Raw genomic sequence first — 12,555 nt, forward strand, 5'->3', positions numbered from 1 at the left:
ATAATGGACGGGCGCGCTGCGGCTCGCGCCATCGATGCCCTTCGGCGCGGCTGGCCTATCCGGCTGGTCGATGCAGGTGTCGATGCAGGTGGGGCGCTGACGCTGCTGCCTGTGGAAGGCGCGACGCCGACGAGCCTCTCCTCGTTCGACCCGGCGGCAGAGGCGCCCCTGCTGCTCTCCGCCGCGCGGGCCGTCACGCTCAAGCTCGCCAACCAGCGGGAGGCGGCGGACCCACAAGCGCCGGCGCTCATCGCCCGCGAGCGCTGGATCGATTCGCCCGCCGCCGCCATGGCCATTGCCGATCCGGTGCGCGATCTCGCGACGCCGCTCAAAGGCCCGTTCCGCGCCCTGCCGGTGCCGCACCCGGCCCTGGCCGCCGCCGCCCTCACCCTTGCGCGCCTCGCCGGCATGTTGCCCGCCTTCTTCATCGGCTCCGAGGATGCCGAGGCCGAGGTGCAGCTGAGCGCGGACGATATCGCCACTTATGCAGACCCGACCCGGCTCGCCATCGCCGCCCGCGCGCGTCTGCCCGTCGAAGCCAGCGTGGATGCGCAGATCGTCGCCTTCCGCTCGCCGGAAGATCCCCGCGAGCACATCGCCCTCGTCATCGGCGAGCGCGACGGCAGCGCCCCGGTCGTCCGCCTGCACAGCGAGTGCCTGACCGGCGACGTGCTTGGCTCGCTCAAATGCGATTGCGGACCGCAATTGCACGGCGCTCTGCACGAGATCGCCCATGCGCGCTGGGGCGTTCTGCTCTACCTCCGGCAGGAGGGGCGCGGCATCGGCCTCATCAACAAGCTGCGCGCCTATCAGTTGCAGGATCAGGGCTTCGATACGGTGGACGCCAATGTCCGCCTGGGCTTCGCTATCGATGCGCGCGATTTCGGCGTGGCGGCGCGGATGCTCGATCTGCTCGGCATCGACGAAATCCGACTGCTCACCAACAATCCGGAGAAGGTCGCGGGCCTGGAATCGCAGGGCATCCGCGTGGCCGAACGGCTGCCGCTGGCTTTGCCCTCCAATCCCCATAATGAGCGCTATCTCGCGACCAAGCGGGACCGCACCGGCCATCAGTTGTGAGCGAAGCGCCAGCCATTCTGGTCGATGGCGAGGCGGGGCGCCTGACCATCGGCGACTGGTCCTGCGCCTGTGTCGTCGGCAAGGGCGGGCTCATCGCTGCGGCGGACAAGCGCGAGGGCGATGGCGCCTCGCCCATCGGTGACTGGCCGGTTCGCGCCGCGCTGCTCCGCCCCGGTCGCATCGATGCCGCTCAGGCGCCCGCCATCCCCTGGCGCTGGGTCCGGCCGGACGATGGCTGGAGCGACGATCCCGCCGACCCGGCCTATAACCGCCCCGTCCATCTGCCGCGCCACACCAGCCACGAGCTGCTCGCACGCGCGGATCAGGCCTATGACGTCATCATCGTCCTTGGCCATAATGATGCGCCGCCAACGCCCGGCATGGGCAGCGCGATCTTCTTCCACCAATGGGTGATCGGTGAGAATGGCCAGCCCAAGGCGACGGAAGGCTGTGTCGCCATCGCCCCGGACGACATGCGCACCGTCCTTGGGCTGCTTCGCCCCGGCACGACGCTCCGTTTGCGATAGCGCATCCTGCCGCATTCAACGGCTCGTCGCGAAACCACCCCATGGTAAGCAGCGCTTAACCACAGGGGCCTCACCTGCCGGGACGACCACAAGGTGATTCATGAACGCATATCTCGAAGACGGGCGGACCGACGCAGCCTGGCAAGCCATTTGCCGGTCCCAGGGCGTCATCGAATTCAGCCCCGAAGGCACCATCTTGTGGGCCAATGACGTCCTGCTCGAGACATTGGGCTACCGCCTCGATGAGGTGGTCGGCGAGCATCATCGCATCTTCTGCGCGCCATCCTTCGTGCGCTCCACTGACTATGCGGCCTTCTGGCGGACACTGACCTCCGGCGCGTTCCACGCCGGCCGCTATGAGCGGCGCTCACGCGGCGGCGCCCCCGTCTATCTTCAGGCCACCTACAATCCCGTTGTCGATTGTCAGGGCAGACCGGTGCGCATCCTCAAGATCGCATCCGACGTCACCCGGCAGGTCCAGCTCGAACAGGAAGTGCAGGCCCGCTATGAGGAAAGCCAGCGCCTGCAGGGTGAGTTGCAGCGCGGCAATGCGCGGCTCCAGTCCACCATGGCCGAACTGGCGGCCATCGTGACCACGATCGGCGCCATCGCCAACCAGACCAACCTGCTGGCGCTCAACGCGCGCATCGAAGCCGCCCGCGCCGGCGAAGCCGGTCAGGGTTTCGCGGTCGTCGCCAATGAGGTGAAGAAGCTGGCCGGGGACACCCGCCTCGCGACCTCCCGCGCGGTGGACATGATGAAGCACAGCATCGCGCCGGATATCGCCGCCTGAGCTACTCCGCCGCATCCTCCAGCGATGCGCTGGGTTCGGATGCCGCCAACCCCGCCTCCGGGTTCATCCGCTCGGCCTGCTGGCGCATCCACATCTGCGCATAATGGCCGCCGAGCGCGAGCAACTGCGCATGCGTGCCCTGCTCGACCACGCGGCCGTCATCCATCACGATGATGCTGTCGGCATGGACGATGGTCGAGAGCCGGTGCGCGACGATGATCGTCGTGCGGCGCGCGGCTACGTCATCAAGCACGGTCTGGATCGCCGCTTCCGTGCGGCTGTCGAGCGCACTGGTCGCCTCGTCGAGGACCAGGATCGGCGGATCTTTCACCAGCGTGCGCGCAATGGCAACGCGCTGCTTCTCGCCACCGGAGAGCTTGAGGCCGCGCTCGCCCACCCGCGTGTCATAGCCCTTGGGCAGCGAGTCGATGAAGCGGTCGATCGCCGCCCCGCGCGCGCCCGCCTCGATGTCCGCCTGCGTCGCGCCGTCACGGCCATAAGCGATGTTGTAGCCGATGGTATCGTTGAACAGCACCATGTCCTGCGGTACGATGCCGATGGCGGCGCGCAGCGAGGTCTGTTGCACGCGGGCGATGTCCTGCCCGTCGATGAGGATGCGACCGCTCTGAATATCGTAGAAGCGGAAGAGCAGCCGCGCGATGGTCGACTTGCCCGCGCCGGAATGCCCGACCACCGCGAGCGTCGTACCCGCCGCGACATGGAAGCTCACGCCCTTGAGGATCGTCCGGTCGGGATCATAGCCGAATACCACGTCCTCGAAGCGGATATCGCCGGCCGTCACCGTAAGCGGCGGCGCATCGGGCACGTCCTTGATCTCGGTCTCGGTATCGATCAGCCGGAACATCGCCTCCATGTCGATGAGGCCTTGGCGGATCGTGCGATACACCATGCCGAGCAGATCGAGCGGGCGGAAAAGCTGCATCAGCAGCGCATTCACCAGCACGACATCGCCCGGCGTGAACCGGCCCTGCGCCCAGCCCCACACCGTGAACGCCATCGCGCCGCCCATCATCACATTGGTGATGAGCGCCTGGCCGATGTTGAGCATCGCAAGGCTGTTGTTGCTCTTGGTCGCCGCGTTCATGTAGCTGCGCTGCGCAGCCCCGTAGCGCGCGGCCTCGCGGTCCTCCGCCGTGAAATATTTGACCGTCTCGAAGTTCAGCAGGCTGTCCACGGCATGGGCCGTCGCCCCGGTATCGAGATCGACCATCTCCCGCCGCAGCGCGTTGCGCCATTCGGTGATCTTCTGCGTGAAGGCCGTGTAGAGCGCGATCATCACCAGCGTGCCCGCCACCAGCCCGAAGCCGAACTTGACCTGGAAGATGATGCACACCGCGATCAGCTCAATCGCGGTCGGCGCGATGTTGAAGAGCAGGAAGTGCAGCATCGTCTCGATGGACGTGGTGCCTCGCTCGATGACCTTCGTAACGCCGCCGGTCTTGCGGTTGAGGTGGAAGCGCAGCGAGAGATTGTGCAGGTGGCGCAGCGTCTGCTCCGCCATCAGCCGCTGGGCATTGCGGCCGACGCGCTCGAAGGCGACATTGCGCAGATTATCCGACACGACGCCGCCAAAGCGCGCGCCCGCATAAGCCAGAACCAGCCCCAATGCGACGGCCACCCCCGCCTGCATCCCCGGCCCCATCCGGTCGATGATACCCTTATAGGCGAAGGGCATGACGAGGATGATCGCCTTGCCCAGCAACACCAGCACCAGCGCGACGATGATCCGCGCCTTGAGATTGGGCTCACCCGCCGGCCAGAGATAGGGCAGGAAGCGCCGCAACGTCGCCCATGCGGGCGGCGTGGGCAGATCCTTATCCTGATTGTCCGGTGGCATGGATGCCAGTTAGGCGCGCGGCCACCGCTTGCCAAGGGCGGTGAGCTTTGCGCGCCCGATTACCCTCGTTGCGGCCTGCCGTGGCATCAGCCCTGTGGCGCGGAGGGCACGGGCTTTCGACCGATTGTCCACCAAACGCGATGCGGCGCCAGCAATGGTTCCCGAGGAAAGCGCTCAGCGAGCATCGCCGCGTGAGCCGAATCGAAGGCCGCAGTGGCATCGGCCCCGAGGCTCGCCTTGATGCCCGCGCTGGCTTTGATCCGCCCGCGCCATCCTTCATGACTGTAGGGCTGATTGATATCGAAGGACGCCGTTTCGAGTTCGCTGAAGCCAGCTCTGGCCAAATCCGCCAGCCATTGCGGGTAGACGCCGCAGCCTCCCGCGCCGGGCCATGCGGGATTGTGCGCCAAGATGAGGGCTTCGGTCGCCTCCACAACGGTTCCGGGCAGCGGGAGCCAATCGAAATGAGCCAGGACCACAACGCCGCCGGGCCGCAGCACCCTGCTCGCTTCCCGCGCAGCGCGCTCCCGGTCGAACCAGTGCCAGCATTGTCCAGCGGTTACGATGTCGAAAGCCCCATCGGCGAAAGGCAGCGCCTCGGCTGTCCCAACGACATAGTCGACCTCAAGCTTGGCAGCCCCATCCAGCGCGCGCGCCTCTGAGAGCAGAGCTTCGCTCGGATCGAGGCCGGTGACGGTCAGCCCCCTGAGCGCCAAGCCACGCGCCACGGACCCTGTGCCGGTGCCGATGTCCAGCGCACGCTGGCCGGGTTGCGTGGCAATTTGACCGGTGAGCCGATCGAAGAATGCGGGCGGGAAACCGGCGCGGTGGCGCCCATAATCCGCCGCAGCCCGCCCGAAATCGACCGCGCCTCCAAAACGGCGCAATTGTTCCGCTGTTTGTGCGCTCTTGTCTCTCAACGTCTGGACTCCGGCACCGGCATAGGGCCTCATGTTATCATCGCGCCGAGATCGCGCGCAGAGATTTCACCAGCTCACGCCCGCGCGCTGAAGACGCTCCAGCCGGTGGCTTCGGCCAGCCGCTCGAGGGCACGCGTGCCGAGGTGGGAGTTGCCGCTTTCGTTGAGGCCGGGCGACCAGACGGCGATGCTCGCCTTGCCGGGTACGACGGCGAGAATGCCACCGCCGACGCCGGATTTGCCCGGCATCCCGACCCGAAAGGCGAAGTCGCCGCTGGCATCATAATGGCCGCAGGTCAGCATCAGTGCGTTGATACGGCGGGCGCGGCGGGGCGAGACCACGCGCCCGCCCGCCGGCTGGCGTCCATCCAGCATGAGGAAACGGCCGGCCTGCGCCAGCTGCACGCAATCCATGGTGATGGCGCATTGGTGGAAATAGCAGCCCGTCACCAGATCGACGGGATTGTGGATGTTGCCGAAGGCCCGCATGTAATTGGCCAGCGCGATGTTCCGGTAGCCCGTCTCCGCCTCGCCCCGCGCCACGCTTTCATCGATGGCGATGCTCTCGTCATCGGCCAGATAGCGCACGAAGCGCAGCAGCGCGCCGATGGATTCGCGGGGTTGATGGCCGGAGAGATTGACGTCCGCCACCACCAGCGCGCCCGCGTTGATGAACGGATTGCGCGGAATGCCCCGTTCGGCCTCGAGCTGGACGATGGAATTGAAGGCATTGCCCGAAGGCTCGCGGCCGACGCGCTTCCAGAGCTGGTCCCCCACCTTGCCGAGCGCCATGGTGAGCGCGAACACCTTGGAGATGGACTGGATCGAAAAGATCCTGCGCGCATCCCCGCCCATGGCGATGGTCCCATCCGCGCCGACAATGGCCATGCCGAACTGGTCCGGGGACACGTTGGCAAGGCCGGGGATATAGGTCGCGACGGCGCCGCGATCCCGCTCGGCCGCCATGGCCGCGACGATCTCGTCGACGATTGTCTGCAGGTCGCCAGCCATCGGAGCGATCAATGGATGACGATATCGGCAGGCTCCGGCGGCAGCTCATCGCCTGAGGTGCTGGCGATCACCTGCGCCGCGACAAGATCGCCCACCACATTCACCGTGGTGCGACACATATCGAGGAAGCGGTCCACACCCAGCACGAGCCCGATGCCCGCCGGGGGCACGCCCACGCTGGCGAGGATGAGCGCGATTACCGGCAGCGTACCGGCCGGAACGCCCGCCGTGCCGATCCCGCCCATGATGCAGATGAGCATCACGACGAGCTGCTGGCCCAGCGTCAGATCGACGCCGAAAAACTGCGCGAGGAACAGCACCGTCACGCCCTCGAACATGGCTGAGCCATTCTGATTGGCGGTAGCGCCGATGGTGAGCACGAAGCGGGAGATGGGGCGCGGAAGCTTCAATTTCTCCTCGGCGACCCGCAACGATGTGGGCAGGGTCGCATTGGAAGAGGCCGTGGCGAAAGCCATCACGCTCGCTTCCTGGGTCTCGCGGAAGAAGGCGATGGGATTCTTGCCGGCGATGAACTTGAGGATGAGCGGAAACACGCCGAACATCTGCATACCGAGCGCCAGCAGCACGACAAAGACAAAGGCGGAAAGACGCCCGATCAGTTCCCAGCCAAACAGCGCCGCCAGATTGAACATGAAGCAGAAGATGGCGATGGGCGCGAGCTTGATGACAAGGCCGATGAGCCGCATCGAGACCTCGAAAATGCCTTCGAACCCGGCCTTGATCGTCGCGGTCTTCGCTGGATCGACCAGCAGGAAGCCGACGCCGAAGAAGAGCGCGAAGAACATCACCGCCAGAATGTCGTTCGCGCTCATCGCCGCGACGAAGTTGGTCGGCACGATCGCCAGCACCGCCTCGACGCCGGTTTTGGACTCGCCGGCCTGCGCCACGATGGAGGCCGCCCCTTCCGAGGATTGCGCGATCATGCTCCGGGCCAGCGCCGGATCGATGCCGCCGCCCGGCTGGAGCAGATTGACGAGTGCCAGAGAGATGGCGACCGAAATGCTGGAAACAACGACCGTGTAGAGCAAGGTGCGCAGGCCCACGGTCTTGAGATGCCGCGCCTCCCCCATATCCGCGACGCCCACGATCAGCGCCGAGACCAGCAGCGGAATGATGAGCATGAACAGCAGGCGCAGGAAGATCTGGCCAATGGGCTGCGTGACATAGGTGGTGACGATCGCCACCCAGGCCGCGTCCGCCGCGACGCTGTGGACGATCAGCCCCAGCACCAGCCCCGCAAGGAACCCGCCGAGCATCCAGTATTGCAGGCGCGTTTCCTTGCGGTCTTCGCCCGCGCTGGCTTCGGTCATGCTCGATCCCCTTTTGGTGTTGCGAAGCAGGCTAACAGTGCGGGGAGCGCATCGCAAATACGCAAAAAGCCACTCAGCATCCTAGAAGATGCAACGCCACCTCGCGCTGATGCGGGGCACGGCGATGCTCGACCAGATAGATGCCCTGCCAGGTGCCGAGCGCCAGCCGCCCGCCGATCAGCGGCACGCTGAGCGAAACACCGGTCAGTACGGCCTTGAGATGCGCCGGCATATCGTCCGGCCCTTCATCGTCATGCAGGTAGCGCTGGTCCTCGGGCGCCATCCGCGCCAGCCAGGCGAGCAGATCCTTCTGCACCGCCGGCGCGGCATTTTCCTGAATGGTGAGCGAGGCGGAGGTGTGGCGGCAGAAAACGGTAAGCAGGCCTTCGTCCATTCCTTGCGCCAAAGCCCAGTGCGAAACCTCGCGGCTGATCTCCACCATGGCCTGCCCCGGCGTCGCGATGCGCAGGACCGTGCTGGCCTGCCGCAGATCAGCCATGACCGGCGGGCGCAAAGATCACGAGCAGCCTTCGACCCACTGGACCTGCTCCCACTGGCCGATGCGCCAGCTCTGCACGGTCTTGCCGTCCGTCTCCGCGATCAGCCCCGTCGGCGCATTGGCCCGATGCAACACCAGATAATGGCCGGTCGGCCCGGTATAGGGATGCGGCTGCACTTCGGCCGAACCGAGCCGCTTGATCGCCTCGGCTTCGCTCTGGCCCACGCGCAGGCCAAATGGTCCCTCATGCTGCGCATCGGAGACATCGACCCGCACGACATGGTCGCCATCCAGCATCACCGCCGCCTCCGGCCAGCCCTTGAAATGCGCATAGGTGCAGGTCGAGCCCGGCATGGGATCATCCCGCCCGGCGACCGCGAGCCCTTCAGCGGCCAGCTCGGCGAGGGTCGCGCCGATGCGGATCGGCCCGACCTGGTCGAGCGTCTCTGCCTCCGCCGGCTCTGCAGCCGCATTCGCCGCGTCGGCGATGTCATTGGCCGGCACAGCCATGTTGCGACCCGCCTGCGCGCCATTGTCCGGATCTTCAGGCTGGGACTGGCAGGCGGCAAGGCTTGCCAGAGCGAGGATGGCGAGGGCCGTCCTCATCCGCATTGCGCCCGGTGGAGCAGCGCCTGATCGGCCAGCACCAACGCCATCATCGCCTCAACGACCGGTACCCCGCGAATGCCGACGCAGGGATCATGGCGGCCCTTGGTGCGGATGTCCGCTGCCGTCCCCTCGCGCGTCACCGTTTCCTGCGGAATAAGGATCGAGCTGGTCGGCTTGAACGCCACGCGCACCCGGATCGGCTGACCGGTGGCGATACCGCCGGCGATGCCGCCGGCATGATTGGCGAGGAACACGGGTCGCCCGTCATTGCCCGGGCGCATCGGGTCGGCATTCTCCTCGCCGCGCAGCCGCGCTGCGGCAAAGCCATCGCCAATCTCCACGCCCTTCACCGCGTTGATGCTCATCATCGCCGCCGCCAGTTCGCTGTCCAGCTTGGCATACAGCGGCGCGCCCCAGCCTGCGGGCACGCCCATGGCGACGCATTCGACTACGGCGCCGAGCGAGGAGCCATCCTTGCGGGCCGCATCGACAAGCGCTTCCCAGCGCGCGGCCGCAGCCGGGTCCGGGCAGAAGAAGGGATTGTTGCCGATCTCGCTGGCATCGAATGCCGCAGGATCGATGGCGTCCCCGCCGATCTCGCTGACATAGCCAAGGATCTGGACCTGCGGCACCACCAGCCGTGCCACGGCACCCGCCGCGACCCGGCTCGCCGTCTCGCGCGCGGATGAGCGCCCGCCGCCGCGATAATCGCGCAGGCCATATTTGGCATCATAGGCATAATCGGCATGGCCGGGCCGATAGGCCTGCGCGACCTCGGAATAGTCCTTGGAGCGCTGGTCGACATTCTCGATCATCAGGCTGATCGGGGTGCCGGTCGTCTTCCCCTCGAACACGCCGGAGAGGATGCGCACCTGATCCGGCTCCTGCCGCTGGGTGGTGAAGCGCGACGTCCCCGGGCGGCGCTTGTCCAGCCAGGGCTGCACATCGGCCTCGCTCAGCGCCAGTCCCGGCGGGCAGCCATCCACCACGGCGCCGATAGCCGGGCCATGGCTCTCGCCCCAGGTGGTGAAGCGGAAGACCCGCCCGAAACTATTGAAGCTCATGCCATTCTTTCCAGCTCAGCCGCCAGGGCAGCGCAGACGGCTGCGCTGCCGCTCATCCCTTGTCGAGCGCGATATCCGGCGCGTCCTCGGCCTTCATGCCAATGACGTTATAGCCTGCATCGACATGATGGATCTCGCCGGTCACGCCGGAGGCAAGATCGGAAAGCAGATACAGCCCGGCCCCGCCGACATCCTCGATGGTGACGTTGCGGCGCAGCGGCGAGTTCAGCTCGTTCCACTTGAGGATGTAGCGGAAGTCGCCGATGCCCGATGCCGCGAGCGTCTTGATCGGCCCGGCCGAAATCGCGTTCACGCGGATGTTCTGCGGCCCCAGGTCCATGGCGAGATATTTGACGCTGGTCTCCAGCGCGGCCTTGGCGACGCCCATCACATTATAGTGGGGGATCACCTTCTCGGCGCCGTAATAGGTCAGCGTGACGATCGACCCGCCTTCGCTCATCATCGGCACCGCGCGCTTCGTCACGGCGACGAGGCTGTAGGCCGAGACGTTCATGGTCAGCAGGAAGTTTTCGAGACTAGTGTCGACATAACCGCCGCGCAGTTCGTTCTTGTCCGAGAAGCCGATGGCGTGGACCACGAAGTCGATGGTCGGCCAGCGCGCGGCCAGTCCCTCGAAGCAGGCATCGACAGACGCCATGTCCGACACGTCGCAGGGCAACAGAAAATCGGAGCCGACTTCCGCCGCCAGCGGGCGCACGCGCCGCTCCAGCGCCTCGCCCAGATAGGAGAAGGCCATTTGTGCGCCCTGCGCGTGAAGTGCCTTGGCAATACCCCAGGCCAGCGACTTGTCGTTGGCCAACCCCATGATGAGGCCGCGTTTGCCGGCCATAAGGCCTGTCATGATGTTGGATCCTCCGTCTCTTCCGCCGGTTCTTCCCCGTCCGGGAAATCAGCCAGCGCGGCGTTGAGTTCGGCGCCAATTACCACGCCAAGCCCAATGATGAAGAAAAAAATGAGCGTGATCATCGCGCCCGCCAGACCGCCATAGGTCAGGCTGTAGCTGGTGATGTTGGAGAAGAAGAGCGGCAGCAGCAACGAGGTGACATACCACCAGCCCGCCGTGAACGCCGCGCCGGGCCATTTCGGGAAGCGCTTGGCGCGATAACGGCTCGGGGTCAGCGCCGCGAAGATGAAGTAAAGCGCGAGATAAAGGATGATCGCCGGCACGAAGCGGGTGGCGGTAAGAATGGCGAAAGCCTGGTCGCTGCCCGGCAGCAATTGCTCGACGATCGTCTCCGCCGCGACGAGCAGCACCTGCAGGGAAAGCGCCAGCAGCGCCCCGAACACGCTGAGCACGATGATCCCCATGGCCCGCAGTCGATAATGCCAGAAGGGCGATGTCGAGCGCGTGCCATAGGCCCGGCGGAGAATGTCGCGGATCGTCTCGATCAGGCTGCCGACGGTCCACAGGCCGATGATCGCGCCAAGCCAGAGCAAGGGTCCGGTCCGCGCCTCCAGCACATCGACGATGGCCGGCCGCAGCACCTGTGCGACGCTGGGCGGCACCGTCAGCAGAAAACCGTTCACCGTTTCGAGACCGGCGCGGGTGCGCCCGAGGATCTGCGCGATTGCCGCAGCAAGGATGAAGAAGGGAAAAACCGCGACCAGCGTGAGATAAGCGAGATTGCCGGCATGAATGAAGCCGTCATTATAAACACCGACCGCGACGCGCTTGACCACGGCCAAAGCGCGGCTCGCCCAGCGGCTCCGCTCGATTTCCGCGCGCAGGCGCTCGCCCCGATCACGCAACCGGCGACGGCGCGCTTCAGGCGATTGCGGAGAGGGATTGGTCAGCACGCCCGATCTCTAGAACAAAGCGGCAGGCGAGGGAATCGCGCACATGCGCCCCTCGTCGCCGGCCATAGCGCAGGGCTTGCCCGCGCCGGGATCACACGCCCAGATGCGTCCGCAACGGCCGCGTGTCGCTCCAGCTCTCCACGAAAGACTTCAGCGCGGCATCATGGCCCGGCACGTCGATCATCAGCGTGACGAGCTGGTCACCGCGACCACCGCTTTTGCGATGGAAACCCTTGCCCTTCAGCCGCAGCGTCTGCCCTGAATGGGCGCCCGCCGGAACGGCGAGCATCACCGGCCCATCGACCGTGGGTACCTTGACGCGCGCGCCGGCCACGGCCTCGTTGAGGCTGATCGGCAGGTCCAGCCGCACATTGTCGCCATCGCGCTTGTAGAAAGCGTGATCGCCGATCTCGATGGTGACGATGGCATCGCCCGCGCCCGCCGGGCCCGGCTGCCCCTTGCCGCTGAGCTTCATCTGGGTGCCATTCTCGACACCGGCAGGCAGCTTAAGATCGATGGTCTTGCCGTCCGCCAGCGTGATGCGCTGCGGCGCCAGCGTCGCGGCATCGGTGAACGGAACGGACAGGCGATAGGCCATGTTGGCGCCCCGCTGCGGCGGTGGCGCACCGCGCCCGCCAAAGCCGAAGCCGCCGCCCGGTCGCCCGCGTCCACCGCTGAACAGCCCCTCGAAAATATCCGAGAAGTCCGGGCCGCCGGCCCCGAACTCAAAGCCTTCCGGCCCGCCGCCCTGCGAGCGGCCCCCGCCCTGTCCGCCAAAGCCGAAGGGATGCGTGGGGTTGCCGTCGGCATCGATCTCGCCCCGGTCGAACCGGGCGCGCTTGTCCTTGTCGGACAGCAGATCATAGGCGCGCGTGACCTCGGAGAATTTCTCCGCGGCCTTGGGATTGTCCTTGTTCCGGTCCGGATGCAGCTCCTTGGCGAGCTTGCGATAGGCGGACTTGATCGCCGCCTCGTCCGCACTGCGGGGGACGCCCAGCAGCGAATAGGGATCAGCCATGTCGTTCTACCCACCCGTTCACGAAGAT

The 12,555-nt window shown here is 66.3% G+C and carries 13 protein-coding genes; 3 read left to right on the top strand and 10 right to left on the bottom strand.

The window, feature by feature from the left end:
• Positions 1-3: 3 nt before the first annotated feature.
• The 3 genes from ribA (at position 4) to M2334_RS16435 (ending at position 2,400) form a co-directional block, all read left to right on the top strand.
• Positions 4-1,080, top strand: coding sequence for a GTP cyclohydrolase II (gene ribA / locus M2334_RS16425; protein ID WP_264593435.1), 1,077 nt, complete (start codon positions 4-6; stop codon positions 1,078-1,080).
• Entirely contained in the window at positions 1,077-1,607 is a 531-nt protein-coding gene (locus M2334_RS16430; RefSeq protein WP_264593436.1) for a L,D-transpeptidase family protein, read from the top strand. The genes ribA and M2334_RS16430 overlap by 4 nt, the downstream gene beginning before the upstream one ends.
• Before the next feature lie 100 nt (positions 1,608-1,707).
• Positions 1,708-2,400 carry a methyl-accepting chemotaxis protein gene (locus M2334_RS16435; RefSeq protein ID WP_264577872.1) on the top strand — a complete coding sequence of 231 codons (693 nt, stop codon included), beginning with the start codon at positions 1,708-1,710 and terminating at the stop codon, positions 2,398-2,400.
• 1 nt (position 2,401) lies between these two features.
• On the opposite strand, the gene M2334_RS16440 is transcribed toward M2334_RS16435, so the two are convergent.
• From M2334_RS16440 to M2334_RS16485, 10 genes are all read right to left on the bottom strand, one after another.
• The gene (locus M2334_RS16440) at positions 2,402-4,258 is read right to left on the bottom strand and encodes an ABCB family ABC transporter ATP-binding protein/permease (RefSeq protein ID WP_264605993.1); all 1,857 of its coding nucleotides are present in this window, start codon (positions 4,256-4,258) and stop codon (positions 2,402-2,404) included.
• 86 nt (positions 4,259-4,344) lie between these two features.
• Positions 4,345-5,145 carry a class I SAM-dependent methyltransferase gene (locus tag M2334_RS16445; RefSeq protein ID WP_264605994.1) on the bottom strand — a complete coding sequence of 267 codons (801 nt, stop codon included), beginning with the start codon at positions 5,143-5,145 and terminating at the stop codon, positions 4,345-4,347.
• Positions 5,146-5,252: 107 nt separating this feature from the next.
• Positions 5,253-6,188, bottom strand: coding sequence for a glutaminase (locus M2334_RS16450; RefSeq protein ID WP_413716452.1), 936 nt, complete (start codon positions 6,186-6,188; stop codon positions 5,253-5,255).
• A gap of 8 nt (positions 6,189-6,196) precedes the next feature.
• Positions 6,197-7,519 carry a dicarboxylate/amino acid:cation symporter gene (locus M2334_RS16455; RefSeq protein WP_264577869.1) on the bottom strand — a complete coding sequence of 441 codons (1,323 nt, stop codon included), beginning with the start codon at positions 7,517-7,519 and terminating at the stop codon, positions 6,197-6,199.
• A gap of 73 nt (positions 7,520-7,592) precedes the next feature.
• Positions 7,593-8,009: a secondary thiamine-phosphate synthase enzyme YjbQ gene (locus M2334_RS16460; protein ID WP_264585966.1), complete on the bottom strand. Its 417-nt coding sequence runs from the start codon at positions 8,007-8,009 to the stop codon at positions 7,593-7,595.
• Between the two features lie 27 nt (positions 8,010-8,036).
• Complete coding sequence (locus tag M2334_RS16465) at positions 8,037-8,624, bottom strand: hypothetical protein (protein WP_264605996.1); 588 nt, start codon at positions 8,622-8,624, stop codon at positions 8,037-8,039.
• Positions 8,621-9,691 (bottom strand): chorismate synthase, encoded by a 1,071-nt coding sequence (aroC, locus tag M2334_RS16470; protein ID WP_264588275.1) that lies wholly within the window; start codon positions 9,689-9,691, stop codon positions 8,621-8,623. The genes M2334_RS16465 and aroC overlap by 4 nt, the downstream gene beginning before the upstream one ends.
• A 52-nt stretch (positions 9,692-9,743) precedes the next feature.
• Entirely contained in the window at positions 9,744-10,553 is an 810-nt protein-coding gene (fabI, locus tag M2334_RS16475; protein ID WP_181560875.1) for an enoyl-ACP reductase FabI, read from the bottom strand.
• On the bottom strand, positions 10,550-11,506 hold the full coding sequence (locus tag M2334_RS16480; RefSeq protein ID WP_264572320.1) for a YihY/virulence factor BrkB family protein: 957 nt from the start codon (positions 11,504-11,506) through the stop codon (positions 10,550-10,552). Before M2334_RS16480 ends, fabI begins: the two co-directional genes overlap by 4 nt.
• A gap of 94 nt (positions 11,507-11,600) precedes the next feature.
• Entirely contained in the window at positions 11,601-12,527 is a 927-nt protein-coding gene (locus tag M2334_RS16485) for a DnaJ C-terminal domain-containing protein (RefSeq protein ID WP_264593442.1), read from the bottom strand.
• Between the last annotated feature and the right edge of the window lie 28 nt (positions 12,528-12,555).

The sequence above is a fragment of the Sphingobium sp. B11D3D genome (assembly GCF_025961755.1).
In the GTDB taxonomy this organism is placed as follows: Bacteria; Pseudomonadota; Alphaproteobacteria; order Sphingomonadales; family Sphingomonadaceae; genus Sphingobium.

What these genes read in the sequence shown, in the direction of transcription:
- ribA (WP_264593435.1), top strand. Translation starts at nt 4, where the DNA reads ATGGACGGGCGCGCTGCGGCTCGCGCCATCGATGCCCTTCGGCGCGGC.
- M2334_RS16435 (WP_264577872.1), top strand. Translation starts at nt 1,708, where the DNA reads ATGAACGCATATCTCGAAGACGGGCGGACCGACGCAGCCTGGCAAGCC.
- M2334_RS16440 (WP_264605993.1), bottom strand. Translation starts at nt 4,258, where the DNA reads ATGCCACCGGACAATCAGGATAAGGATCTGCCCACGCCGCCCGCATGG.
- M2334_RS16450 (WP_413716452.1), bottom strand. Translation starts at nt 6,188, where the DNA reads ATGGCTGGCGACCTGCAGACAATCGTCGACGAGATCGTCGCGGCCATG.
- M2334_RS16455 (WP_264577869.1), bottom strand. Translation starts at nt 7,519, where the DNA reads ATGACCGAAGCCAGCGCGGGCGAAGACCGCAAGGAAACGCGCCTGCAA.
- M2334_RS16465 (WP_264605996.1), bottom strand. Translation starts at nt 8,624, where the DNA reads ATGAGGACGGCCCTCGCCATCCTCGCTCTGGCAAGCCTTGCCGCCTGC.
- aroC (WP_264588275.1), bottom strand. Translation starts at nt 9,691, where the DNA reads ATGAGCTTCAATAGTTTCGGGCGGGTCTTCCGCTTCACCACCTGGGGC.
- fabI (WP_181560875.1), bottom strand. Translation starts at nt 10,553, where the DNA reads ATGACAGGCCTTATGGCCGGCAAACGCGGCCTCATCATGGGGTTGGCC.
- M2334_RS16485 (WP_264593442.1), bottom strand. Translation starts at nt 12,527, where the DNA reads ATGGCTGATCCCTATTCGCTGCTGGGCGTCCCCCGCAGTGCGGACGAG.